The 23,397-nt window shown below is 68.6% G+C and carries 25 protein-coding genes; 9 read left to right on the top strand and 16 right to left on the bottom strand.

The window, feature by feature from the left end:
* Positions 1-215: 215 nt before the first annotated feature.
* On the top strand, positions 216-476 hold the full coding sequence (locus AF335_RS05105; RefSeq protein WP_102917085.1) for a DUF7660 family protein: 261 nt from the start codon (positions 216-218) through the stop codon (positions 474-476).
* A 659-nt stretch (positions 477-1,135) separates the two neighbouring features.
* Here the strand turns inward: AF335_RS05105 and AF335_RS05100 are convergent.
* From AF335_RS05100 to AF335_RS34420, 3 genes are all read right to left on the bottom strand, one after another.
* A complete protein-coding gene (locus AF335_RS05100; RefSeq protein WP_102917084.1) occupies positions 1,136-1,885 on the bottom strand; it encodes a hypothetical protein in 750 nt (249 codons plus the stop codon).
* A gap of 133 nt (positions 1,886-2,018) precedes the next feature.
* Positions 2,019-2,477 (bottom strand): hypothetical protein, encoded by a 459-nt coding sequence (locus AF335_RS33940; protein ID WP_146045437.1) that lies wholly within the window; start codon positions 2,475-2,477, stop codon positions 2,019-2,021.
* Between the two features lie 104 nt (positions 2,478-2,581).
* The gene (locus AF335_RS34420) at positions 2,582-2,860 is read right to left on the bottom strand and encodes a hypothetical protein (protein WP_170127595.1); all 279 of its coding nucleotides are present in this window, start codon (positions 2,858-2,860) and stop codon (positions 2,582-2,584) included.
* 626 nt (positions 2,861-3,486) lie between these two features.
* Here AF335_RS34420 and AF335_RS05090 point away from each other — a divergent pair.
* The gene (locus tag AF335_RS05090; RefSeq protein ID WP_146045436.1) at positions 3,487-4,113 is read left to right on the top strand and encodes a hypothetical protein; all 627 of its coding nucleotides are present in this window, start codon (positions 3,487-3,489) and stop codon (positions 4,111-4,113) included.
* A gap of 325 nt (positions 4,114-4,438) precedes the next feature.
* Here the strand turns inward: AF335_RS05090 and AF335_RS05085 are convergent, their stop codons facing one another.
* Positions 4,439-4,663: a helix-turn-helix domain-containing protein gene (locus AF335_RS05085; RefSeq protein ID WP_102917082.1), complete on the bottom strand. Its 225-nt coding sequence runs from the start codon at positions 4,661-4,663 to the stop codon at positions 4,439-4,441.
* A 207-nt stretch (positions 4,664-4,870) separates the two neighbouring features.
* Here AF335_RS05085 and AF335_RS05080 point away from each other — a divergent pair, with 207 nt between their 5' ends.
* Together AF335_RS05080 and AF335_RS05075 are read left to right on the top strand one after the other, a co-directional pair.
* On the top strand, positions 4,871-5,776 hold the full coding sequence (locus AF335_RS05080; RefSeq protein ID WP_102917839.1) for a hypothetical protein: 906 nt from the start codon (positions 4,871-4,873) through the stop codon (positions 5,774-5,776).
* Complete coding sequence (locus tag AF335_RS05075; RefSeq protein WP_102917081.1) at positions 5,773-7,551, top strand: hypothetical protein; 1,779 nt, start codon at positions 5,773-5,775, stop codon at positions 7,549-7,551. The genes AF335_RS05080 and AF335_RS05075 overlap by 4 nt, the downstream gene beginning before the upstream one ends.
* 312 nt (positions 7,552-7,863) lie before the next feature.
* Here the strand turns inward: AF335_RS05075 and AF335_RS34415 are convergent, their stop codons facing one another.
* Both AF335_RS34415 and AF335_RS36135 read right to left on the bottom strand, forming a co-directional pair.
* Positions 7,864-8,013: a hypothetical protein gene (locus tag AF335_RS34415; RefSeq protein ID WP_170127594.1), complete on the bottom strand. Its 150-nt coding sequence runs from the start codon at positions 8,011-8,013 to the stop codon at positions 7,864-7,866.
* 106 nt (positions 8,014-8,119) lie between these two features.
* Positions 8,120-8,251: a hypothetical protein gene (locus AF335_RS36135; RefSeq protein ID WP_280524616.1), complete on the bottom strand. Its 132-nt coding sequence runs from the start codon at positions 8,249-8,251 to the stop codon at positions 8,120-8,122.
* Positions 8,252-8,851: 600 nt separating this feature from the next.
* Here AF335_RS36135 and AF335_RS05065 point away from each other — a divergent pair.
* Positions 8,852-9,118, top strand: a complete 267-nt coding sequence (locus tag AF335_RS05065; protein WP_228773467.1) for a GntR family transcriptional regulator — start codon at positions 8,852-8,854, stop codon at positions 9,116-9,118.
* A 67-nt stretch (positions 9,119-9,185) separates the two neighbouring features.
* Here AF335_RS05065 and AF335_RS05060 read toward each other — a convergent pair whose 3' ends face one another.
* The 8 genes from AF335_RS05060 to AF335_RS05030 all read right to left on the bottom strand — a co-directional run bounded on the left by AF335_RS05060 (position 9,186) and on the right by AF335_RS05030 (position 13,950).
* The gene (locus tag AF335_RS05060; protein ID WP_146045435.1) at positions 9,186-9,656 is read right to left on the bottom strand and encodes a hypothetical protein; all 471 of its coding nucleotides are present in this window, start codon (positions 9,654-9,656) and stop codon (positions 9,186-9,188) included.
* Between the two features lie 324 nt (positions 9,657-9,980).
* Positions 9,981-10,484, bottom strand: coding sequence for an NUDIX domain-containing protein (locus tag AF335_RS05055; RefSeq protein WP_102917078.1), 504 nt, complete (start codon positions 10,482-10,484; stop codon positions 9,981-9,983).
* A 275-nt stretch (positions 10,485-10,759) separates the two neighbouring features.
* Positions 10,760-10,930 carry a hypothetical protein gene (locus AF335_RS34405; protein ID WP_170127592.1) on the bottom strand — a complete coding sequence of 57 codons (171 nt, stop codon included), beginning with the start codon at positions 10,928-10,930 and terminating at the stop codon, positions 10,760-10,762.
* Between the two features lie 83 nt (positions 10,931-11,013).
* Positions 11,014-11,253: a hypothetical protein gene (locus AF335_RS05050; protein WP_146045434.1), complete on the bottom strand. Its 240-nt coding sequence runs from the start codon at positions 11,251-11,253 to the stop codon at positions 11,014-11,016.
* Positions 11,254-11,284: 31 nt separating this feature from the next.
* Complete coding sequence (locus AF335_RS05045) at positions 11,285-11,530, bottom strand: hypothetical protein (RefSeq protein ID WP_102917076.1); 246 nt, start codon at positions 11,528-11,530, stop codon at positions 11,285-11,287.
* Positions 11,531-11,921: 391 nt separating this feature from the next.
* Entirely contained in the window at positions 11,922-12,110 is a 189-nt protein-coding gene (locus AF335_RS33935; protein WP_146045433.1) for a hypothetical protein, read from the bottom strand.
* 232 nt (positions 12,111-12,342) lie between these two features.
* Complete coding sequence (locus AF335_RS05035; RefSeq protein WP_102917074.1) at positions 12,343-13,542, bottom strand: helix-turn-helix domain-containing protein; 1,200 nt, start codon at positions 13,540-13,542, stop codon at positions 12,343-12,345.
* 75 nt (positions 13,543-13,617) lie between these two features.
* Positions 13,618-13,950, bottom strand: a complete 333-nt coding sequence (locus tag AF335_RS05030) for a hypothetical protein (RefSeq protein WP_146045432.1) — start codon at positions 13,948-13,950, stop codon at positions 13,618-13,620.
* Positions 13,951-14,027: 77 nt separating this feature from the next.
* On the opposite strand from AF335_RS05030, the gene AF335_RS05025 reads away from it, so the two are divergent.
* Positions 14,028-14,342 (top strand): hypothetical protein, encoded by a 315-nt coding sequence (locus tag AF335_RS05025; RefSeq protein WP_102917072.1) that lies wholly within the window; start codon positions 14,028-14,030, stop codon positions 14,340-14,342.
* On the opposite strand, the gene AF335_RS05020 is transcribed toward AF335_RS05025, so the two are convergent.
* Both AF335_RS05020 and AF335_RS36130 read right to left on the bottom strand, forming a co-directional pair.
* On the bottom strand, positions 14,324-14,584 hold the full coding sequence (locus tag AF335_RS05020) for a hypothetical protein (protein ID WP_170127591.1): 261 nt from the start codon (positions 14,582-14,584) through the stop codon (positions 14,324-14,326). The genes AF335_RS05025 and AF335_RS05020 overlap by 19 nt on opposite strands.
* Before the next feature lie 131 nt (positions 14,585-14,715).
* Entirely contained in the window at positions 14,716-14,838 is a 123-nt protein-coding gene (locus AF335_RS36130; RefSeq protein ID WP_260423847.1) for a hypothetical protein, read from the bottom strand.
* An 891-nt stretch (positions 14,839-15,729) separates the two neighbouring features.
* Here AF335_RS36130 and AF335_RS36125 point away from each other — a divergent pair.
* The 3 genes from AF335_RS36125 (at position 15,730) to AF335_RS05005 (ending at position 23,174) form a co-directional block, all read left to right on the top strand.
* Positions 15,730-15,858: a hypothetical protein gene (locus AF335_RS36125; RefSeq protein ID WP_260423846.1), complete on the top strand. Its 129-nt coding sequence runs from the start codon at positions 15,730-15,732 to the stop codon at positions 15,856-15,858.
* Positions 15,859-15,954: 96 nt separating this feature from the next.
* Positions 15,955-21,816: a DUF3560 domain-containing protein gene (locus AF335_RS05010; RefSeq protein WP_102917069.1), complete on the top strand. Its 5,862-nt coding sequence runs from the start codon at positions 15,955-15,957 to the stop codon at positions 21,814-21,816.
* Complete coding sequence (locus tag AF335_RS05005; RefSeq protein WP_102917068.1) at positions 21,813-23,174, top strand: YfjI family protein; 1,362 nt, start codon at positions 21,813-21,815, stop codon at positions 23,172-23,174. Before AF335_RS05010 ends, AF335_RS05005 begins: the two co-directional genes overlap by 4 nt.
* Positions 23,175-23,397 lie beyond the last annotated feature (223 nt).

The following is a 23,397-nucleotide window of genomic DNA, read 5'->3' as shown; positions in this document are numbered from 1 at the left end:
CAGGCTTCCCCGGGATGGTCAAGGGAGTGACTGCAGGACGGGCGGCAGGAAATTTCAGTCGTTCTCGCCGCCGGAAGATTTCCCTGCCGACACTGCCACTGCGGCGACATGGCTGATGAGCCGGGCCGGGGCGATGGCCAGGTGGGGGGGCTACGCAGAGCCCACGAGGGATGCTCAATCTTAATCAACTACTTCGACCCGGTGGAGTGGAAGCCATGAACTGGCCCGATCCAACATTGAACGCAATCCAGAGCAGGGAGGACCTGGCCGATTTCCTGACCGAATTGGCAAGAAAAGTCCGCGAGGGAGAGCTGTCTGTGGAAAATGCCACTACAGACTCCTCCGTCGACTCCGCCGGGCGTTGGACAAGGTCGATGGATGGGTTCTTTATGAACGTAATCAAAGAACCTGTACCAGAAACTCCTGACTGGAGCATGATCGCTGCGATCTTTCGGGCTGCACTCGTCTACGAATAAATCCCGGCAACGGTGCTCCAACTTGCAAACCGGCCAAGAAGGTTCACCGGATTGACAACTGCCCGGGCCCGGCACCACAGCTGGAATCGCGGCAAAAGCGGGCTGCAGGGTGAGGCCAGCACCAGTGTCATGCTGATGACTGAGCCCAGGCTGCGCACCCCCGGCCGTGGACCTGCACCCCGATGCCGACGCCGCTGAGACGGTCCGGCAGCAGACCCTGACCGCGTACGACAGCGGGCCGCACGGAAGCCTCCGTGTGGCCCGCTTGCGCACCAGGGCAACGTGGGTGCGCCGGGGTCTCCAGGCCGGAACCAACTTGGAACCACGGCTGGTGTCCAGCGCCAGCGCTCCGGCACTGTCGGCCGGACCGAGAACACCAGATCGGCGTCTTCGCCGCCTACGCCATTACCCGGGGCCACGCCCTGGTCGGCCACGACCAACCGCTGAATCGGGTGACACCGGCCGCCAGCCACCCGCGACGGGCAGCGGTACCTGCTCGGCCCGGTCGGGTCGCCGGACAGCCTCGCGGCCGACAAGGCATAACAGCAACGGGCTCGTCCGCGACTACCTGCGGCGCCGCAGCATCCGGCACACCATCCCGGAGAAGACCGACAGCCAGGCCGCCCGCCTGCGGAAGTCGGGCTGCCTGCCACGAGCCGTCAGGTTTTTGCCTGCGAGCCGGGTGTGCCAGCAGTTCTCCGGTGGCGTTCGTGGTGGATGCGGCGGCTGGTGGCGTTGTGGGCCAGGGCGAAGCCGAGGACGTAGACCTTCTGGCGTTCGAGGCCGTAGGAGATCATGCGCTGGTTCCACAGGCTCTGGTCGAACTGGTTGTGGACGGATTCCGAATCGCTGCGGTAGGGGTAGGCGAGCTGGTGGGCGCGGGTGTGCTGGGGGATCTGCTGGAGGTGTTCGGCGCGGTGGAAGTCCCGCTCTGTATCGCCCGGGCGCCGCTTGCCGGTTGAAGGGTCCCGGCTATGGCGGTCGTCGGGGGTGGTGATGATTCCCACCTGGACACGGTGGACATGGCCGCTGCCGTCGCCGTGGCGGCAGGGGATGCGCAGCAGGTGGTACCAGCGGGACTTGTCGCTGCCTTCGCGGTGTTCGAGGCGGGTGACGGGGACGGAGGCGAGGAAACTGGTGCCGTCGTCGAGGAGGCGTTCGGCGATGCGGCCCTGTTCGCACCACAGGTCGTGGCGGCAGCGGCCGTAGCGCAGGAGTTCGTAGGTGCGGGGCCGGGCCGAGCCGTGCTGGTAGTTGATGACGAGGAGTCCCTGGCGGGCGAGGGCGTCGCGGCGGACGCCGCAGAACACTCCGTCGTAGACGACGCCCATGCAGCCGGGCAGGTGGGTGCGCAGGGCGGTGAAGGCGCGGACGGCGACGGCGTCCTGCTGAGGAACGCCGGGTGCCACCCCGGTATGGCCGGGCGCCCTGGCCCGTCGCTTCGGTCCGCTCCTTGACGGCCGGGACCTCGCCCCCCCGTGCCGTCGCTACCGTCGCCGGCGGAATCCGCCGCAGAGCACGCCATGGCCACAGTGGTGTGGTTCAGGCGGTGCTGGGAGCGGGGAGGCGGTAGAGGACGTGGCGGGCTTTGCTGCGGGTTTCTTCAAGCCGCCCTTGTGCTGTCAGGTTCTTGAGGCATGTCCGGACGGGTTTGATGGCGTGCCGGCCGAGGGCGGTGCGCACGTCGTCGGCTTTCCACAGGCGCCGTGGGTCCTGTGCGATCAGGCCCAGGACCTGCTCCGGGTCGGGGTCGGGCTCGGCTTGTGAGGCGCCCCCGGGCGGCGCGGTGCGGGGGATGGTGAGGCCGGTGTGGCAGACCGGGCCGTCCTGCAGGGCGCGGTGGAGGTCTTTGTGCGTTTGGAAATCCCGGGCGGATTCCAGGAGTTCGTCGTAGTACCGGGCCTGGGCGAGGGCGGCGTCGCGCTGCTGTTCCCACCATGCCGTGAGGGTTTCGATGTTGGCCTGGCTCTGCGGATCGGGCCACGACGTCGGGTTGTCCACCTTCCGCACGCTAGCGCCCCGTGCCCCGTGTCCCAAGCCGTGGCCCTGGCCGTCGCCCGAACCGGTGACCGTATGCGGGATTTCAGTGTGCGGGGTGGGTGGGGTCAGTACCAGTCGGTGGTGTGGTGCCCGTCGGGCAGCCAGCCGTCCCAGTAGCCCTCGGCGATGTCGGCCAGCTCCGCCGGCACCATGGCCCGCCCCGGACGGCGCAGTTCGTCCGGGGAGCGCCATGTACCGCCGGGGACGGCCGACGGAGAGGGCCCGGTGGTGTAGCGGTGGGCCGGGAGGAGGTAGAGCTGGCGTTCGGTGCGGGGGGTGCGGGCGGGGTGGCCCAGGCGTGTGCGCTCACCGCCGCGATCAGGGCACCGGGTAGTGCCCACCATGCGGCGGTGGCCGCGGCCACCGCCTCGCGGTAGGCACCGGGGCCGGGGACCACGGTGTGCGGGGGTGTCCAGGCCCGGCCGGTATCGACGACCAGTACGCGCCGGTGCGGGGTACTCATGAGCAGCAGGTATGCCTCGCGGCGGAGGCGGGGTGCGGGAAGGTCCACAGTCCGCACCTTCCCCATGCCATTGCAATGGCATGCCTGGCGAGGGCCGTACAGGTGAGGGGCCGCGGCACGGGGCGGGCGCCGCAGGCCCCCGGGCCGCCGCGCAGCGGTCTCCGGCCCGGCCGGGACCCGGGGCAGCCCTGCGACGGCTGCCTTCTTTCCGGTCTTCCCGTGGCTGTCTGCTGTGTGCGGCAGGGGCCCGTGGCGGGAGCGGGGGCCTGGCACCTGTCACGGGCAGGGCGCCCGGGCGGGGGATGAGCGCGGGGGGCTGTGTAATGCGGCGCGGATGGCTGTCGCCGGCTGTGCTGTGGTGCGCGCTGTCTGTCCTGCGGCGTCGAGGGGCGGTGAAGTGTCCGCGCTTGCCTGGGCGGTGATGCCGGTGACCTGGCATCACTCATATGAGTCGACTATCGGGGCGGAGTCGCTGCCATGTGTGCGCGCGGCTCTAGGGTGTGCGCCATGGACAGCATCAGCCTGGCCTGGCAGCAGGCCGGGGTGGAACCTGAGGCCGCTGTGGCGGCGCTCAGGAAAGCCGAAGAGGATCTGGAGAAGTTCCTCGCGGACGTTCGCCAGTTGCGTGCGTGGTTCGAGACGCTGGAAGAGCGCGGCGGGGTCTACGCCCGGTGGTCACGGGAGTGGCCCGCCCCGCCGCCGGGCGCCCGTGCGGAAGGTCCCCCTCCTCCTCAGGGCGCGCCGCGGGCCCCCGGCCCTGGTGCGGACGCCCCGCACGGCGCCGGCCCAGGGAGCGGTCCGGTGGCGTCGTCCCGCGGGAGCGGGCGGGGCCCTGAAGAAGGGCAGCGGCGGGTTCCGTGGCGGGTGCGGGTGCTCGAGGTCGTGGCCGGGGGCAGGTCGGGCAGGGAGTGGTCGCTGCGGGAGATCGGTGAGGAGATCGGCCAGCCGAATCTGCGGAGTCTGCGCGTGACGGTCGAGGAGATGGCCGGGCGGGGTGAGCTGGCCAAGCGTGTCGTGTCTGGGCGCGCGGTCCGTTACTGCCACCCCGGGACGACCGCACCGCCGGCCGAGGCGGTGACGGGTGAGGGCGGGCCCGTTGGTGAGGCTGGCGGAGAGGGGGGCGCCGCGGCCTGAAGAACTCCTTGCTTGCCGGAAGCGGGCCGCCGCCAACTCCTACATCAGCGACGGCCCCAAACGTCCGGCACCCACATATCCCTTGTGAACGAGCACTGGCCCGTGGCCGCCCTCGATGAGGGCGGCCAGCGGGGCCCGTTGCTGCGGCCTGGCCGTTTTCCGGTCACTCTAGCCCGCCCTGCGGGCTGGGGGGCCCGGATGGCCGTGCCGTCATCCCTTCGGGTGGCCCGCCGCGGGCGGGACCACCCTTTCGAGGACGGTGACCATGGCACCACCGCGTATTCCGCCGCCGGATCCCGGCGCGTCCCCGCCCTCCCCGGGCACCTCACACATCCCGGCCGGGCCACAGGTCGCAGCCCAGAGCCTGTTCCAGGCTGGCGATGGTGAGCAGGTCCGGCCACACCCGGCCTGCCAGCACATTGGCGATGGTCAGGCGGCTGACCCCGCTCACCCGCGAGAGCCTGGCGGCGGACCAGCTCCCGGCCTCCATCACGGTACTGAGCCTCAGGGCCAGTGCCTGGGCGACCTTGGCGCCGTGATGGTCAGTCATGACGGCCCTCGGCCAGGGGAGAAGGGTCTCCCGGGCGGACGACGGGCCCGGAAGGACGTATGCGCTCGGCTTGCGGTGTCGGCTGTCTCCTCGGGGCACGCCGTCCAGTCTCACCCATCCGGATCTCCCGGGTCGCCCTGTGACCTGCATCACCCAGCATGGTATTCCAATGGCACCCCTCCAGGGGTGTTCGTCTGGAGGCTGCTGATGGAGCGTCGCATCGCCCGGTACCGTCCCAAAAACGCCCCTCCCGCATGGGAACGCCTCGCCGCAGAGGTCCGGGTCACGGTCGCCCGGGCGGCCCCCACCACCACCTACCGGGCTCGGGACCTGCTGACCGCCCTGACCCGTCTGGCGCTGTTCGCCGACCGCGAGGGCTGCCCTCCCGACGCACGCCGCTGGCTGGACGCGGCCATGGTCGAACGCTTCGCCGCCCTCGGATGCCCGGACATCCGGCCCGCGAGCCGCAGCAACTACCGCGCCCGCCTGACCGCGATCCGCACCGCCGTCTACGGCCCCGACCTGCCCGGCGGCCGCCCCGTCCCGCTGTCCGGATCGGATCCCTCCCGGCCCCTGACCGGCACACAGAAAGCGGACCTGTGGGCCTGGGCCGGCGGACAGCCCACCGGCGAACTCCGCCAGGGACTGCGCCTGCTGCTCGCCCTCTCCCTGGGCTGCGGGCTCGACAGCCCCGAGGTCATCCCCGCACGCGGCCCCGACGTACGGGTGCTCTCCGACGGCGCCTGCGTCCTGGCCGTCCGCGGCCGCCGCGCACGCCTGATCGTCTGCGCCCGCCCCTACGAACACACCCTCGCCGCCGCCGCACAGCGGGCCCAGACCAGTTACCTCTTCCGCCCTGCCTGTTTCTCGCGCGGCAGCAACACCGTCACCGACCTCATCTACCGCGCCACACCCGACGCCCGTGTCCCGCGCCTGGTCCTCGGCCGCTGCCGCGCCACCTGGCTGGTGGAACGCATGGACATCCCCCTCCCCCTGCCCGTCCTCCTGGCCGCCGCCGGCCTCGACTCACTGCACGCACTCTCCCGCTTCCTGCCCTACCTCCAGGGCACCAGCGCCGAGCAGGCCCACACCACCCTCAGGGAGATGCCATGACCAGCCCCCGCAACCCCCGCGGCCTCCCCGCACCAGCCCCGGCCTGGCTCAGCCAGCTGCGCAAGCGGCGCCAGGCCGTCACCTACGCCGAGTTCACCCGCGCCCGCCGCTTCGTGGACCTCGCCGGCATCGTCCCCCTCCTGACCGACGCCCGCCAACAGCAGCGCAAGTCCAACGCCGGGCGCACCCGCACCGTCGGCTTCCAGGCCCTGTTCACCGCCATGACACTGGCCTCCTGGCGCAGCCAGGGCCGCGTCGTCCTCGCCGAAGCCACCGACATCCTCGCCCACCAGCTGCCCGCCACCGCCCGCACCGAACTCGGCCTGCCCGCATGGGAGGACACCGCGAAAGGCTTCGAGGCCGCCTACCTGGCGGTGCGCCGCACCTTCCACGCCGCCGAAGCCGTCATCGACCCCTCACCGCTGCCCAAACACCGCCTCACCAGGGAAGAAGCAGCCCGCCTCCACGACGAGGCCGACCCCGCAGAGCTCACCGCCCGCCGCCACCGGCTCGTAGAGGTCACCAACCGCATCATCGAGGCATCTCTCGCCCCGGCCCGGTCCGCCCTCGAAGAGCACTGGGACGGCTCCGTCGCCGTCGACGCCACCGCGGTGCGCACCTTCTCCCGCGGCGTGAACACCTCCTGCACCCACACCGCCACCGACCCCGACGCCGCCTGGTACGTCCGCGAAGGCGACCACCGCGACCCAGCCGACAGGCCACCCGCGCCCGGGAAGAAGAAGCGCAAGGCCAAACGCTACCTCTTCGGCTTCGAAGCCACCCTCGTCGTTACCGGAGACACCCCCACCACCCCGCCACCCGGCAAAACCCCGCCAGGCCCCCAGGACCAGCCCGCACGCCTGCCCGCCCTCGTCCTCGCCTTCACCCTCCACAAACCCGGCCACGACCCCGCGGGCAACGCCGTCGCCGCCCTGCGCGACGTCCACCGCCGCCACTACCCCACAGGCTGGCTCGCCGCCGACCGCGCCTACAGCACCGCCCTCCCCGAAAAATTCCACATCCCCGTCCGCGACCTCGGCTACCGCCCCGTCTTCGACTACCGCACCGACCAGCTCGGCATCCAGACCAGCCACGCCGGAGCCCTCCTCATCGACGGGACCTGGTACTGCCCCGACATCCCCCCGATTCTCATCACCACCACCGCCGACCTCCTCACCGGCACGATCGACAAACCCACCTGGCAGGCCCGCGTCCACGCCCGCACCGCCTACCGGCTACGCCCCAAAGCTGCCCCCGACCACCGCGGCGCCCGCCGCATGCTCTGCCCCGCCGCCGGCACCCACCCCACCGTCGCCTGCCCCCTCAAAACCCGCAGCCTCGGCCGCGACCCCCGCCTGCCCGTGATCGACATCACCCCCACACCCGCCGGAGCCCCCGAGATCTGCCGCCGCGAATCCCTCACCTTCACCCGCGACACCGGCATCCGCTTCTGGCAGGAACTCGACCACGGCCTCGCCCCATGGGCCCACCACTACTTCCACCTGCGCAACCGCGTCGAACACTTCAACCACTACGCAAAAGACCACGAAGCCATCGAACGCAGCCGCACCCGCCGCATCCGGGGCGTAGCCGCCCAGTCACTCCTGCTGTCCTTCCAGATCGCCCACGCCAACCACCGCAAACTCGCCACCTGGCACGAAACCCTCCCCCTGTCAGACCAGCCCGCACGACGCCGCCCCTCCACCCGCCACAAGCCCCGCAACCCCCACAACTGGACCCCGCGCGGCTACCAGCCCGGCACACCCAGCAACTGACCCACCCCACCCCGCACACACCACCTGACCAGCAAAAACAAATCTGGCCCCCTGCACAACCGCAGGGGGCCAGATCACGTTCCAGAACACAACAAGGCCGGTCAAGCCGACATACTGTCGACTTGACCGGCCTCATTTGGTCGGTTGACCCTGGTGTCCGAGGGGGGACTTGAACTCTCCTCTCGGGCACCAGTACAGCAGGTCTCTGACCTGCGGAAACACCAGTCTGAAGGGGTCTATCTTCCCCCTCATGTTACCTGGGTTTTCCTGTGCTTTTCCGGGCGCTCCCGGCCGCTGTGGGTCACGCGTGGGTCACGCGCTCCCGGCGAGCACCTGGACGCCGGGAGCGCGCCGACGGTCGAGGGACTGCCCGCCGAAGCGGGCCACGACGCGCGCGCGGACGCCGCCTCGTTGCGCGACAAGGGGTGTCCTCATCGACAGCCAGAACATCGTCATCGTCACGTCAGCGATGGCCCTCCAGGCAGTGAGGAGCCTGCGCTTCGGGGAGTGAGGTGGGGCATAGAGAAGCCCCGCCCGGCGCAGGCCGGACGGGGCGGTTCCTAGGGGCTCAGCGGGCCTCAGGGCCCGTGTCGTCGCCGATCTTCTCGGGGCAGTAGTGCCGGACGGGGACGATGATCCCGGCCCCGCTGGGCCGCTCGACATACCTCTCCAGCTTGGCGCCGCACCGGGTGCACTTCACGACCACACCCCTGCGGACTCCTGTGTCCCCGTCCACGTGACAGGAGTGATCGGTGTGTCTGGCCGGAGGTAGAGGAGCTCCGGGTACTCTCGGCCCTCTTCGGCTGCAAGGAGCGCCGCGTTCCTGTGCGCCCTCAGAAGCTTCTCCTCCGCCTCCTCCTGCCGTCGGCATCGCTCGGCCGCGCGACGCTCCTCCTCGGCCAGGACGAAGCTGCGCACTAAGGGCTCGTCGCACCAGGTGACGGGATCGAACTCGGAGGTGTCGTGCGTCCCCGCAGGCGACTCTGGCCACCCGGGAACGGGGGCCGACGGCCGGCTCGGCACCGCGTTCCCCGCCGGGGCCCTCCCGGCGTGGCGGCCTCTCGAAGGAAGTACTAACCGAAGCACCCACATTTGGATGCGCGCGATAAAGTCACGCATACGTCGTTCAGCTCCTCAGAAGCTGGTCGGCTGAGCCCCGGCGGACCGGTCCTAAGCGGTCTTCCGGGGCGCTTTCGTTTGCACAGTCGACGCTAACCATGCCTGTCTAACCTGTCTAGCCCATCCAATACGTCTACTGGTCTAAGTCGACTGCTGATGGATGGTTGTCTACGCTCTCCCCATGCCTGACACCCCGTCCGATCCCCATGCCCCGCGCGCCCCGTATATGGAGGTGCTGGCCGTACTCACGGCGGAGATCAAGACGGGCAAGTACGCGCCGGGAGAGCTCATCCCCTCGGACGCGGCGCTGTGTGCGCGGTTCGGGGTGGCGCGGGAGACTGCCCGGCGTGCGGTGAAGATCCTGCGAGAGCGTGGGCTCATCCGGACGGAGTGGGGGCGGGGCTCTCGTGTGGTGGATCGGTCCGTCGACGGCGCGGAGGGGGCGTAAGGGCGGTACGGGCCACGTACGATCTTGCGTGGCCCCTTGGTCGGTGCCAACGGGCGCCGCCGCCTGATCAGCGCTCGTTGAGCATGTCCCGAGCTTTGTTTGTCAAGAGCGGGTCCTTAAGGGTCAGCGTGCCCGTGTGCACTCCGTACCAGCCGCAGACTGCCCGGCCGTACTGGTGTTCCTTGAACTCCCGAAGGGTCTTCCGGATCGTCACAGTCCACTCTTCACCATCGAGGATGAGGGAGGGGTTCCAGCGGATCACGGAGTATCCCCACCCGGTGGAGACCAGCCAGCGCGCGTACTGCTCGCCCGTGTCATCGGGACGAATGTTCGTCGGTAGGTGGTTTGCCGCCACGTCCCACAGTGACGGAGCCATCCCTTTTTCGTCGGGGAGTGCGGCGACGACGGCCAGCCCTTCGTGACTGGTGTACGCGAGAAGACATCTCTTGTCCGGCCACCCGTATAGGAACGGGGCAATGATCAACTTGGCAGTTCCCGTAAGGGACTTGGGCTCACTCTTGGGCTTCAGGTTGGGCATGGTCGGAGCCTACCGAGTAGTCGGGTCGGTCGGACGGCGGCGCGAGGGGCCCCCGGCAAAACCGAGGGCCCCGTTGATCACTTGGCGTCAGTGGCCGGGTGAGCCGCTACCTCCCTGACCGTCACCATCCTCGATGTCCGTGTTGTCGGGCTCGCCGTCGTCGCCCCCGCCGCCAAGTGCGAGGATCTCCAGCTTTTCCGGGTCCATGTACATGATCCCTTCTTGAGCCGTTCCGACACGGGGACCGCCCCCGCGTCGCCGCACGGTGGTGCACCCGTCCGGCCGCCATTTGCCACGAGGGCGACCGGACGGGGGTCTGAAGGGCTACGCGCCGACGGGTTCCCCGAGCGTGAGCAGCGAGTGCGCCGCGTCATGTTCGAGTACCGCCAGGGCCGCCCGGATGCGCCGCGCCTGGTAGGGCTGCGCGTACTTGTCCAGGTCCTTCGGCGGCACCCACCTGACGGCGCACAGCTCGCCAGCCGCAGCTTCGGGCACGATCACGGCTTTCGCCTCTTCGGCGCTGAGCTGGTCGCCACCGTCACAGACGACGTTCAGCCCCTCCGCCGACGTGCCGTCGTCGCTCGCGGGGACCTGGTCGAGAACCAGGTAGTGGGTGAGCCGGCGGACCAGCCCCGTTTCCTCCAGGAGTTCGCGGGCTGCCGCGTCGGCGATGCTCTCGCCCTGGTGGGCGCCACCGCCGGGAAGGATCCATCCGTCCCGGTAGGTGGGTTTGACCAGGAGGATGCGGCCGGCGTCGTCGCGGATCAGCACGAGCGCGCCGAGTCGGCGTTTGGGAGGATGGGCGGGGTCGATGTCGGCATGAGCCATGGGACACTACCCTTCTTCTGTTGGTTAGTTGGGCTGCCCGGTCGTCGACCTTCCACGTAGACGACCGGGCAGTGCGGTTGTCAGAGCATGATGAGCGAGTGGCAGTACTTGCACTCCATGCCGCCGGGCACCGGTTCGTACTCGTGCCGACAGTTGGGGTCAGTGCTTACGGTGAAACCACGCGCGATCTCGTTCATTTCGCACTCTCTTCTGCGGATGCTGGTGGTGCAGCCCGCCCGGTCGGTGCCGTGACCAGTGGTCGACCGGGCGGGGGCTCAAGTGCGGTGCGCCCTCTCGAAGTGGCGCACGATCTTGTACTGGATCTCAGACTCCCTCACGCTGTCGCCGGCCGCCTGTGCCTGGCGTAGGGCGACGACCAGGTAGCGGCAGGCGGTGCAGCGCGGGGTCTCCAGCAAGGTGTTCGGTGACGGTGGCGTAATGCGCATGCGCCTCCGTTCCGGCGCTGGCACCTGCCTCTCCGTCCGGTGTCCACGGGGAGACATCCGGCGTCGGACGGAGAGGCAGGAATCTAGGGGTGGTGTTTCCGGGTGGCGCTGGCCCTTGTGCGGAGAGGTACATCCCAATCGATGAGAAAGCGCTTCATCCGGTGGCGGTCCACGTCGTACTGCTGGGCCAGATACCCGAGCGCGTCACCGGCCTTGTACTGCACGATGATTTCGGTCCGGTCGCGATCGATGCGCTCGAACACCTGGCGCATCTCGGCAGCCTTGCGTCTGTAACGCGGCACTTCCATCTCCTTCTTTGGCATCCGCGGTACTTGTGGGCGGGTCACCAGGGGTTCACGAGCGGGTGGTGCGGCAGCGCCGCGCGAGTCGGCTGACGGATTCGGCCAGCACCTCCAAGTCGGCAAGGTCGCGCTCAGCCCGTTCGATCACCGCCTGCCGCAGATCCCGGCTGAACTGAGGGGTGTCGAAGACGCTCCTGGTGCGAGGCGGCTGCCCCGGCGGCAGACCGGCGGTGCCCTCCGGGGTGACCACGAACGGGGGGCGTCGACGCTCGCCGTCGGCGGAGTGTATTTCAACCATCGGTGTGCGCCCTCCGTTCGTGGTGCGCTGCAACTGCAACAAGCGTCGCGACCTTCTTCGTATCGCCTTGAAGGGCAGCGTCTGCGGTCTCCTTGCGGATCTTCTTGCAGTCGGAGCACGTGTTCCGGGTGTCGGCCTTGATCTTCTTCAGTGCTCTAGTCACCGACTCGGCCCGGCCACTCCGCCTCTCCGTGAGCGGCGCCGAAGTGACGCGTCACCCGGGCGCGAGCCACGATGATGCCGACCGGGTCGCCCGCTCTGAGAGCATCCAGGTACGCGTTGACCACTTCTTCGCACCCTTCGCACCCCTTAGCGCGGGGTGGTGCGGTGGAGGTGATGGTCGACGCCATCCATTGCCCACCCGAGTGGGGCAGCGAAACTACTTCCTGCATCAGCCCCTGCTCCCGGGGCCCAGGCCGATTTCCGTACGCTCTTCCAGCGTCGCGAGCCGCAGGCCGGCCGTTCCCTGGACCGTCCACGACTCTCCGCCGTCCAGCGTCATGACGGAGGTACCGTCACCGTCCCCTGTCTTGGGCTGGGTGACGCCCATGCGGCCGGTCGCCGACTCGACTACCAGCACGCCGGAGCGGTATCCCGTGCCGCTCCAGACGACCGGGTTCGTGGGAAGGCCCGTGCCGCCCGCCCCGCGAGCGGTCCTCTCCAGCCCCAGGCGTGTCCTGGCGCTTCCCTGTTCTTTCACTGCGCTTCGCCTGCCCCTCCTGTGCGGTGTGTGCAGACACGCTAGGAGGGGTAAGGCGGCTTGTCGCGGGTACTTTGACAGCTCGTCAGGCCAAAGTACCCGGACTGATCATTTAGACGGGGAGGCGTACGGCGACAGCTAGGTCGCGCATCTCAGGCGTCAACGTCCGACGCTCCTCGATCATCCGTCCCAAGATGTCACGGGCGAACCTCTGGTTCGGCAACCACTCGGGTGCGGAATCGTTGATGCCTGTCAGCAGCCCAACGGCCTGCCTGTAGTCCCCTGTCCGTGTATGAGCGTCAGCGACGTCGAGAACGTGCCGGTTCCAGTCGCTCGATGTCATACGCTCCCGGAAGCGCGGGCTCTTGGACTTCCTGAGCCTCTCCACCTTGCTGCCGATTCGAAGCACACTCTGGGGTTGACCGACGACCCCGGCGTTCTCCGCGGTTTTGAGCAGGACAGTCAGCGGGCCGAATGTTGAGTTGCTGAGTTCCTGAGGGAATCGCCATTCCCGGCCCAACGCTTCGGAAGCGGCACGGGCGTACTTCATGGCGTCCTCTGCTTCACCTGGCCGATTGTCACGGACCGCCGCCCCGGAGAGACGCAGCAGCATCACCCCCCACATGGAAAGCTCAGTCGGCGTCGCCCGGGTCAAGCGCACGGGCTCAAGATCATCGGCCCATTGGGTGGCCAGCTCCCGAGCCCTGGATAGTTGCCCCTCGCGCATCAGCAACCAGCACATGTAATCGATCGCCACAGCGGCTTGGAGACGGTCCGAAGCCTCGTCGAGGGAGCGCGTCAACGCGTCCTCCGCGGCCTTGAACTGCCTGGTGTGGATCATGAGCCATCCGACCCGCTGAAGCAGCCGCACACGGACGTCTCGCCCTTCCGTGCCGAGGGCGTCAGCGTCTCGCAGCAGCGTGGGGAGGAGAATGGAAAGCTCTTGGTACCCATCCTTGACCACCAACGGATACATGGCATCCAGAGCCTCCGTTACACCCTCGACAGTCGGAAGGTCATCGGACTCTCCCCGGGAGGCCGGCGGGGCATTGAGGGCCCTCTTGACGCTGTCCCAGCACTCAGGGTCTTCTTCAGCTTCGCGCCCTTCTGCGGTGTCGCCGACGAGGCGCATGGTCGGCACTCGAAGGGCTGTTGCGAGGCGCCTAAATGTCTCCATCCGAGCCGACTCTTGTTCGTCCTGCTCCAGGCGCCGCAGCACCGAGATTGACACTCCTGAGGCAGCCGCCAACTCCCTCTGCGTGAGACCGCGTAGCTTGCGTACCGCCTTGATTCGCTCACCAGCACTCGTCATGGTTCGAGCGTACGCGCAGAGTCCAGTCGCCGCCGAACCACGATGCCGGGTAGCGGGCTCTGCAGGGCGCTCGTCTCAGAGGGGCAGGTCTCGGAAGTCGTCTTCCCCGTCGCCGTCGTCGAACCGCTGGGACGATAGCGCGCCGCCCTTGGTCGTTACCCGGAACTCGACGTCGACGCCGACCGCCCGCACTTCGGCGTCGGGCGTGAGCCGCCAGTCTCGGCTGGTGTGCCCGGTAGGGCACGTGAACAGGACTTCGGACTCCGCCGAGATCAGGGTCAGCCCCGTTTGGGCCTCGCAGACAGAGCAGGCCAGGGGGCTGAGGCCCCAAGAGGTCGGTGTGTACCGCATCATCATCACCCGTCCCGGTACGACAAGACGGTCCCGCACTTCACTCGTTGACGCCATGATCAAACACCGTACGCTGAGACAGCGCCGGGGTACACAGGAATCGGACGGCACGGGGTACAGGGCGAGGAGACTTCATGACCGACGTGACTACGGTCCTGCTGATGGGCACTACCGTCTTCAGGACGGTGGACCCCGTCATCCGCGCTCGTATACCGATCACCTGCCGACGCTGTGACATCGGAACTGGGCTGACCGTGGGCACCGATGGAGTGAGCACCTGGATCTCCTGCCCTGCCGGGCACACCACCCAAGACTGGCGGCTCTCATCCGAAGCCGTCCTTGAGATCGCCGCTGCGGCCGGCGGAGCCCCCGTCCCGGCCGAAGGGGAAGCCTGGTTCCGCGTCCCCGTACAGACCGAGATCCTGCCGGACTACGAGGACCTGCTCTGACCCCTCGGGGTCTCCTGATCCGCTGGCATGCCCAGCTCTACCACCGGCTGCTCCTCGGCGACTTCGGCCAGGAAATGCATGGCGCCGGCCGCGACGACCGCTGCCGGCGCCACGCCGTTGAGCCGGCACAGGTGGAAGAGGTTCGCCATGAGGTCCCCGGCGACCTCCCGGAGCACCTCTTCCCTGACCATGAGGCCCTCAGGAGAGTAGGCCGACCCGTGCTGGCCGGTCTCCCGGCCCATGGCCTCCATGGCGATCAGCGCCCAGCGGGCCCGAGAACGATTAGCCTCGGCCGCATCTTCGTCACAAATTCCCAATTCATTTCCCCTCGATCAGTGCTGCGAATTCGATAAAGACTGCTTGAGGGCGAAAATCAGGCGACCAAGCGCACCTCGTCGCATTCGAATCCGGTCGCATCGGAAAAATACTTATTGGGGTCGTGGCTCCACTTCTCCTCTGCCGCTTCACACGCCTCATCAGCGTCGGCAGCATTCACAGGGATATCGTAAGTCGCTGTCTCTACCACAGTGACAATGTATCGACCCATCCACCATCTCCTCTTCAGGTACCAGGTCGGGATGACCGGAGCTGGCACACCAGTCAGGGCCTTAGGGGCCCTGATGGAGGGGGGTATACAACCCCTCACATTAATTATGTAGGTGTTACCGGCCTCCAGACCGCTCGCAGTGCACCAGAAAAGTGACGCAGGTCATCGTAGAAGCGCTGCTTAGTTGGTTAGAGCGCGGTGCCCGCAGCCCGCTGACCTGGGGTGTGTGCCCGCAGGGGGCCCTGATGTGCCCGCGGCGACCCCTCCAGTGGCCGGCGGAGGCTCCAGAGTTCCAATTCGGGCAGTAATAACGGCCTTCTATGCGAATGTTTGATACCCGTACACGGTCGGAAAGAGGCACCCCCGGTGGGTCCTATCGCTGCCTAACTAGGCATTACCCCCGGGTGTCTAAAGGGGCTCTGACCTGCGAAAACGCGGTTTTTAACCCCTCTGGAGTGGGGTTTGAATTCGGGCGCCTATTCATGGATTGTGACGCGGATCACCATGAATTTGGATTGCTGAGACTCGGGTCTGGGATAGAAATGGATCGTGACTTCATTCGCTTGGCGGTGAGGGCACGGAATGCGAACCGGATCGCCTGAGGGGCCCGGTCGCTAACTAACTAAGGCTTTGCGGCGCTCCCTGATGGGTTGCAGCGCCGGGGAAACGTAGAACGCGGTCCGGCCAGGCGCTGGGCGCACGAATACCTGTGGGGTGGAGATGTCGACACGTCGTGTGGTGGCTGGAGTACTCGCCGCTGTGGTCCTGATGGTGGGGACGGGGGCGGCGGGGTTCGTGGCCGGTGAGTCAGGCAAGCAGCGTGCGGTTGAGCGTGTGTCTGTGGACGCGTTCAACGAGGGGTTCGACACGGCGCTGTGCGCTCCGGCTGCGGGCAACGACCGCACGGACGGCGGGGGCTGGATCGTGGACGGCGCGGGCAACGTGTGCGGCGAGTACGAGCCGCAATGACTGACCAGCCTTGACCGGCCCCGGGGCACATGGCCCGGGGCGGTCCCGAGACATCAGTTCACTGCCCGGTGGGGCTCATTGAAGGGAAGCTGCGCGATGCAGGTCATGGTGACGACTCCTGCCCGTCACGCCATGGAGGGGCACGGCCTCACGGACGCTGTCTTGATCACGGACGACCGCCGTAAGTCGGTCGCCTACTCGGTGTTCTGCCCGGCGACGGGGCGGTACAGCGTGATCACCCTTGACGGCCGGTGGGTGATCCCTGGCGAGGGGGACGGGCACAAGACGCGAGGCCCGGTCACTTCCTACGTGCGGAAGAACATGGCCGTGGTGCGCCCTGAGGGTCTGGTGATCCTGGAGCCTGTGCGGCACAACGGCGGCCGGTACGGCCGGTCAGGAACGTGCCTTAGGACTCTGGGGGTCGCTACGCGCGGCACGGGTTTCGACTGCGCGTGCGGTGCGGTGGTGACGCGGGAAGCAGCCCACCGGGACGGGTGGGTGATCGTAGGGGACGGCCGGGGCACGCACACGGTGAGCTATGCCCTTGATCGCTCGCACGAGCGGAAGTTCGGCACTGTCACGGGTGAGGCCCTGGACGAGGTTGTTGTGTCTGGTGCGCCCACGGAGCCCGAGGAAGAGACGGCCCCGGAGGTGGAGGGGCCCAAGACGACGCCGGGGCACGTCACGGTGGCGATGCCCAACACGACTGACCATGCCGACCCGGTCACGTTCAAGTGGTCTGAGGGCATGGATCGTTGGTCGGTCACGGCCTCTTGGCGCGGCATGTCCTTCCGGGTGCTCCGAAAGGGCAGCAAGTTCCACGTCAGCCGCAATGCGGAGCGTCGTGTCAAGGGGCACGGAGACATGCGGACGCGGCGGGACGTGGAAGCGGCCATGGTCGCGCACGTTCGCGAGCGTCAAGCGTTGGAGGCTGAGGCGCTGCGGCAGCTCGCGGAGGCTGAGCAGCGGAACGCCCCTGTGTGGACGTCGACGCTGGACAAGGGCCCGCACAAGGCGCCCACGCGCAAGCGGCCGGAGAAGGTGGCGGCTGAGTGGGCGGAGGAGGTCACGTTCGAGGAGATTGACGAGAGCGACGCTCCGCGCATGAGTGAGCGGGAGGCCACGCCCGGCCTGACCCCGGCCGAAGCGCCGATAGCACAGGAAGCAGCGGTCTCTGAGGAGCAGGACAGGGGGCTTGAGCCGCTGTGCACGGTGCGGCTGCCCAACGGTGTCCTGGGGCGCGTGATGAGCGTCGAGGGGGAGACCGCGAAGGTCTCCGTCAGCAGTGCTGTCCCGATGGATGCCATCACATTTGCCGTGGCGGACCTGGAGCGGGTCGAGGAGATCCCTCGGCTGTACGTGACGGACGACATCGTCTATGTCGACGGGGCCAGTTACAAGGTCGCTAAGCGGCTGGGCACGGATCGGGTGCTCGTCTTCGAGAGGGGTGAGGACGACGAACAGCGGTCGTTCGCCGTCGATGAGGTCACACTCGCGGCCGACATGCCGCCGGTTGGTCGCGAGCAACTCGCCAAGCGGTGGTGGCGGTACACCTTCGACGGGCGGGTGTTCACGTCAACGAACCTGCCTGACTCGCTTGCTCGGGGGCGGCTGGCCACCCTGTGCAACCTGACCGTTGACGAGTCGGGCGAAATGGTCGGCCGGTGTTTCGGTGTCCTGGGCCCCGACTCCACCATCTACTGGTACGCAGCCCGCCCCGGCGTTCCGGCGCCCGGGGTTTCGTGGTGGCTGGACATGAAGGGTGAGGGGACTCCCTTGCCGCCCATGACTGCGGAGGAGCGGGCCTACATGGCGGCCGGGCCGCAGGAGGAGACCGCCCGAACGGCGGAGACCCAGACACAGAAGACGACGACGGCGACGGCGCCGGAGGGGAAGACGGGCATGTCTGCGCCCAAGGTCAAGGACATCTTCTTTAGGGGGGCCAAGGGCGACGAGCGGGCCAGTCTCCTTGAGCAGACCTACGAGGTAGAGGAGCTGGCGGGCGAGTATCTGGTGCACCACATCGGGAGTGGTGAGGAGGTCTGTCACTACGTGAAGGGGCGCCCAGCCATGAAGCGGGCGATCCTCGCGGACGCGATCAAGCGTGGGGAGCGCAAGCCGGGGTCCGTGGTGGCTGTGCCGTCTCCGGAGCCTGAACCGGCGGTGAGGTCCTCGGAGTTGGAGACCGGGCCGGAGCAGTCGGTTTCCGAGTACGGGTGGGAGCGGTACGGGCAGCGGTTCGCTGTGGGTGACGTGGTGCGCTCGGGGCACCCGCGTGCGCACCTGGATGAGGCCACCGGTCGCACGGGTGTGGTGGTCGAGGTGAGCGAGCGTGGCGGCGGGGAGCAGATGACGTCTGTTCGCTGGGGTAAGAACCCGGTCTCTTACCCCGCGTCGGCGGAGAAGCTTGTGCATGTGCCCGTGACGGTGGTGGAGCGGGCCGAGGTGTTGGCGCTTCCGGGGGGCTCTTCGCCCGAGACGGACGTGGTCGACGCGGAACTCGTCGACGAGGAGCAGCCGGAGGGCCAGGAGCGTCCGCAGGTCGTGGACTTGCGGGGTGGCCGTGAGGCCAAGCCCCTGATTCAGCAGGTGAACGGGCAGTGCGGGAGCAAGGCCGATGAGGGTATGTGGTGGGTGAGCGCGGGCGGGATCATTACGCGCCATGACCACAGTGCCGGGCCCGGTAGCTCCATGTGCGAGACCCGCGAGGACGCGGAGGCGCTGGCGGCGTGGCACCTCGCCGGGCGAGTCGGCCCCTACCCCAACGACCGGCACGGGGCATTCGCCGTGCTGCCGTCGACGGTGGCCGTCGAATGGATGACTGACTTCAACGAGCACGAGTACCGGGTGACCTGTGCGCAGTGCGCGCACGTCGACACGGTCACTGGTCCGCTGGGGCACGGGCGCACTGCCGCCAAACGGCGTGCAGAGGTGCGTGACCGGGCGATAGCGGCCGCGCTTGATCACGCAGCACAGCACGCCGTGCCCGCCCGCACGTGGGGCCAGTCGGAGCCGGAGACGGCGGAGGAGTCGGCCGAGTTGGGGTCGGAGTTCGGCAACTACCGGGCAGAGGGCCCGCACCGGGTGTCGGTCGTGGCGGCCGAGGGCGACGGGTACGGCTTCACGGCCGTGTGTGAGGGCGCGACCGGGTGTGCGCACGCCCTTTGGTATGCGGGCAAGGGCGACGCGAACCAGGTGGCGAAGAACCACGCGCGCGACGTGGAGGACTACCGAGCCGACCCCGCGTCATGGGAGATGCGGGCGGCGCTCCTGGAGGGTGCGCGGGCAGGTCTGCTGGCCGGGGGAGAGTGCGCGTTCTCGGCGAACTCGAACGAGGGGCCGTGTCTGTTCCTGGGGCTGGGCGGTGCGCCGTGGGAGGGCGGCCGTACCTACCGCGTGATGGTCGAGGCGGACGAGGACGGCGGGGCCCTGGTGGAGGTGTTCCGGTACGTCGCCGACTCCCCGGCGGTCGCGGCGGTGCGGCTCGCCGAGGGTGAGCACCTGGGGCGAGTGCTGGACGCCGTGCGGGCGTGGGACACGGCGGCTCTCGCGGAGCCGGTGCAGGCCGCTGCCGACGGGGCCGAAGATTGCTTGGCCGAGGGCCCGGCCGGCTCGGAGGCGGAGGATTCCGCGCCCGTCGGCACGGGCGAGGAGGGAGCGGAGGCCGACATCACGATCAGCCACACGCGCCGGGACGGCACGCTTGTCGAAGGCACATCGCGGGGGGACGGTTCCGCCGAGGTGCTCAAGGAGCACCGGTTCCGCTGGTCCCGGAACCTGGAGTGCTGGTACCTGCCCCACTCGCGGGACAAGCGAGCCGACACGTGGCGCATCAACAGGGCTGCGGAGGGGCTGCGCGCTGCCGGGCTCACAGTCGCGGTGACCACCGATGAAGACACCCGTCGCACGTTCGCGGAGGCCGAGGCCGAGCGCCTCGACCGTGCGGAGGGCCGGGCCGAGAGGTTCGCAGGGCGTGCCAGCCGTGCCGCCGCGTCGTCGGATGCGTCCTACGAGCGGGCGGACCAGATCAGCGAGCGCTTTCACATGGGGCAGCCGATCTTGGTCGGGCATCACTCCGAGCGGCGGGCTCGCCGCGATCAGGAGCGCATGCACAGCGCCATGCGAAAGAGCGTCGAAGAGCAGAAGCGCGCCGGTTACTGGGCGGACCGGGCGCGGGCTGCGGAGAGCTACGAGCAGCACCGTAACGACCCGGGGCGGACGCTGCGCCGGATTGACAAGCTGGAGGCGGACCGGCGCGGCATCCTCCGTCAGCGCGACGGCGACCCCCGCAACCCGTGGCGGAAGGCGCCCAGCGAGGAGCGCCGCGCCGAACTGGAGCGCCTGATCGAGGAGATTGACGAGGAACTGGCCCACTGGCGGGGGATCATCGCGCAGGCGGAAGCCGACGGGTTCAAGGTGTGGGGGCCCGCCGACTTCTCGCGCGGTGACTTCGTGCTGTACCGGGGCACCTGGTACGAGGTGCTGCGCGTCAACCCCAAGACCCTGACCATCCCGCACATCCTCAACTCCACCGACGGCGGAACCGCCGGAGCGGTCGGTGGTAACCCGGTGGTGTCGAAGGCGTCGGCGGCCGGGACCCGGGTCGCCACCTGGACCTGGAAGGCCCCCTACAACGACGTGTCCGGCCGCATGCCCGCTGAGCAGACGCGGGCCGCCCTGGCCGGTGAGCCCATCCCCGCCGAGGCGGCGGAGACTCCCGCCGACACGGCAGAAAACCCGGACCAGGGTCCGGCCGGCTCCGGGGGCCAGGATTCCCTGGCCGGCTCGGAGGCGGAGGATTCCGCGCCCGCCGACACGGCAGAAATCCCCGGCGCAGAGGCAGCCGGCGCGGTCCCGCGGAATTTCCCGGTTGCCGACAACGAACAGACGAAGGAGAGCACGGTGCACATGGTTGGTCGTCGGCTGCGTCAGGTACGCCCGGCCCGGGAGAAGCTCGCGGGCGCCCGGCAGAAGGCCGCAACGTTTGTGCGGGAGACGCTGCCTCCCACGGTGGCGCGCTTGCGGGCGGCCGGTCAGCAGGTCGCTAAGACCGTCCAAGCCCGCGTCCAGAAGTCTGCCCGGCCCGCCGTGCCTTTGTACGTTCCCGTGGAGCCGAAGACCCCGGTCGTGCACCCGGCTCCGGCCCCTGCCCCCGTGGCGGCGGCGCTGTGTGATGCGCACATCGCCCGGGACGGCTCGCACGTCGACGCCACCGAGGCGCTGACCCTCGGGGAACGCTCCTGGGGCCTGTGCCCGGAGCACGCGCAGCGGTTCGGGGACCTGCTGGAGGAGAAGGCGGTGCCCCTGACCCTCGGGGGCCGCGAGTGGGCCGTGTGGTCCGACCACGCGGACAGCTTCGCCGAGCTGCTGGTGGAGGTGCTGGGCGAGCCCGGCGACCGTGTCACCGAGGACGCGGACAACGGCGACGCCCCGCAGGAGCAGGGCCAGGAGTACGGCGTCGACGGCCAGGAGCAGGACGACCAGCCCGGCGAAAAATCCTCCGAGGCCCAGCCGGCTGAGCCGGAGCAGCCGTCCGTGATGCTCGTCGGTGAGGTGCCTGGGTACTCGTGGGAGGACGCCCGGGACGCCTTGCGTAACGCCGGGTACCGGGTGGTGGGGCGTGCCGATGAGTCCACGGTCCTGATCATCTGCGGCCAGAGGGCGGAGCGGAACGCCATCAAGCTCCGCGACGCCCGGCAGTACGGCCTCCCCTGCATGGACGTCACCGCGCAGGGCCGGTTCCGAGACGCCGTCCGGGCCGGGGAGTTCGAGGGCGGTGACCCGCTGCCCGAACCGGTGAGGACCGCGAGTTCCGGCATGAGCGAGAGGGAGCGGAACGACCGCATCCGCGAGTGGGGCAAGCGTCAGGGCTACGAGCTGAAAGACCGGGGGCGTCTCCCCCTGAACGTGCGGAAGGCGTACGAGCTGGCACACCAGCCTGAGGCGGTGGCCGCGTGAGTGCCCCCGTTCTGTACGGTCCGATCGGTTCGGGGGTCCGCAGCGTCGCCCCGTCCGTCGAGGCTGATCCGCTGGGTATCTACGTGGCTGCCCTGTCGATGTGGTCCGCCGCTATCAGCGGAACCGTGAAGGTGAGCTCCCAGGGCAGCGCCCGGCCGGTGGTGGTGTGGTCCGCTCTCGTCGGCAAGTCCAGCCGGGGCAAGGGCAAAACCAAACGGGCGGCCGAGCACATCGTTGACAAGGCCCTGGGCAGGTTCCTGGCCACCCACACCACCGCCTCCCTGACCTCCGGGGCTGCGCTGGTCAATCACCTGTGGAAGCAGCAGGAGGCCACCAAGGACAGGGAGGAGGGGCGGGATATCCGCGCTCTGCTTCTGGAAGAGGAGTGGTCGGAGACTCTGAAAGCGGCTGACAAGCGGTATCCCACCAAGCTGCGTGTGGCGTGGGACGGGGCGACGCTCGACAACACCACCAAGAATGATCCCCAGGTGGTCAAGGACCCTGCCTTGGTCCTCCACGCGCACATCACGCCTTCGGACCTCGAACAGTACGTGCTGAGGAATAAGACCCAGGCAGGGGGCGGCTCCTACAACCGCATCCTTTTCTTCCTCCTCAACACCGTCCCCATGATGGACGATGACGACATCTCGCTTCCCCCGGTGGACGGCGACGCCCTGTTCCACGCCTACAGGTGGGCCACGGCCGAGCGCCGGACAATATCCCTGGCCCCCGAGGCCAAGCCGCTATGGCGGAAGATCCGCCGGTACTCGCGCATCCTGAACGAGAGTCTTCCTGAGGGCGAGGGTGGATACATCGAACGGACCGCAGAGCAGACGCTTCGCGTCGCCGCCTGCCTCGCTGCCTCCGAATGTTCCGAACTCATCACGGAGGTTCGTTTGAACGCCGCCTTCACCCTGGTCCGTCGCTCTGTGCAGGACGTCATGCGCCTTGTCCAGGCAGGTGCGCAGGGGGCGGTGAAGCGCCAGCCGCGCAGCCTCATGGACAAGGTGCGTGCCCGCATCGAAATGCACGGTGGCAAGGCCGCGTCCAAGGAGCTGCTTGGCTTTGTCGGGGGGTCGGCGGAAGAAGTAAGGGCACTGCCCGGCGTAGTGGTCAAGGTCGAGAAGGAGGGCAAGAGCGGCCGACCGAAGACCATGTACCGGCTGGCCGATGCCCCACCCTCACCGGCCCCGGCCCCGAAAGTCGCCGCGCCGGAGGAGGATAGCCCGGTACGACCGGCTGCCCCCGCGCCCCGGCCGCGTCCCCGCGACGCCACTCCGGCCCCAAAAAAGCCAGTGGCTCAGCCGGCTGTCCCGGCACCCGCCCGGGAAGAAAACCCGTTCCGAGCCGCCCTCTGAAACGAAAGCAAAAAGCGACCCCGCACTTAAAGTGCGGGGCCGCTTTTCTTTTCCCGTAAAGGGATCTGCGTGAATGCGAGTGGTAATTCGTGCGCCGCTTTGTTTGTAAGTTGGCGCGGGGCGGAGGCGGGGTTCGAGGAGTGTGCCACCCAGCCGTGCAGTGCTGTCCACCCCGGCCAGCCTTGGCGCCATCCGCCCTCAGGGGCTGCGACCAGGGCCCCGA

It is taken from the genome of Streptomyces eurocidicus (assembly GCF_002891295.1).
GTDB lineage: Bacteria > Actinomycetota > Actinomycetes > Streptomycetales > Streptomycetaceae > Streptomyces > Streptomyces eurocidicus.
The sequence above is the reverse complement of the archived record's forward strand: the minus strand, read 5'-3'. Positions and strand labels throughout refer to the sequence as shown.

Bases quoted from the DNA above. Each gene is read 5' to 3' on its own strand.
- AF335_RS05105 (WP_102917085.1), top strand. From the start codon at position 216: ATGAACTGGCCCGATCCAACATTGAACGCAATCCAGAGCAGGGAGGAC.
- AF335_RS34420 (WP_170127595.1), bottom strand. From the start codon at position 2,860: ATGGTGGGCACTACCCGGTGCCCTGATCGCGGCGGTGAGCGCACACGC.
- AF335_RS05090 (WP_146045436.1), top strand. From the start codon at position 3,487: ATGGACAGCATCAGCCTGGCCTGGCAGCAGGCCGGGGTGGAACCTGAG.
- AF335_RS05085 (WP_102917082.1), bottom strand. From the start codon at position 4,663: ATGACTGACCATCACGGCGCCAAGGTCGCCCAGGCACTGGCCCTGAGG.
- AF335_RS05080 (WP_102917839.1), top strand. From the start codon at position 4,871: ATGGAGCGTCGCATCGCCCGGTACCGTCCCAAAAACGCCCCTCCCGCA.
- AF335_RS05075 (WP_102917081.1), top strand. From the start codon at position 5,773: ATGACCAGCCCCCGCAACCCCCGCGGCCTCCCCGCACCAGCCCCGGCC.
- AF335_RS05065 (WP_228773467.1), top strand. From the start codon at position 8,852: ATGCCTGACACCCCGTCCGATCCCCATGCCCCGCGCGCCCCGTATATG.
- AF335_RS05060 (WP_146045435.1), bottom strand. From the start codon at position 9,656: ATGCCCAACCTGAAGCCCAAGAGTGAGCCCAAGTCCCTTACGGGAACT.
- AF335_RS05055 (WP_102917078.1), bottom strand. From the start codon at position 10,484: ATGGCTCATGCCGACATCGACCCCGCCCATCCTCCCAAACGCCGACTC.
- AF335_RS34405 (WP_170127592.1), bottom strand. From the start codon at position 10,930: ATGCGCATTACGCCACCGTCACCGAACACCTTGCTGGAGACCCCGCGC.
- AF335_RS05050 (WP_146045434.1), bottom strand. From the start codon at position 11,253: ATGCCAAAGAAGGAGATGGAAGTGCCGCGTTACAGACGCAAGGCTGCC.
- AF335_RS05045 (WP_102917076.1), bottom strand. From the start codon at position 11,530: ATGGTTGAAATACACTCCGCCGACGGCGAGCGTCGACGCCCCCCGTTC.
- AF335_RS05035 (WP_102917074.1), bottom strand. From the start codon at position 13,542: ATGACGAGTGCTGGTGAGCGAATCAAGGCGGTACGCAAGCTACGCGGT.
- AF335_RS05030 (WP_146045432.1), bottom strand. From the start codon at position 13,950: ATGGCGTCAACGAGTGAAGTGCGGGACCGTCTTGTCGTACCGGGACGG.
- AF335_RS05025 (WP_102917072.1), top strand. From the start codon at position 14,028: ATGACCGACGTGACTACGGTCCTGCTGATGGGCACTACCGTCTTCAGG.
- AF335_RS05020 (WP_170127591.1), bottom strand. From the start codon at position 14,584: ATGGGCCGGGAGACCGGCCAGCACGGGTCGGCCTACTCTCCTGAGGGC.
- AF335_RS05010 (WP_102917069.1), top strand. From the start codon at position 15,955: ATGCAGGTCATGGTGACGACTCCTGCCCGTCACGCCATGGAGGGGCAC.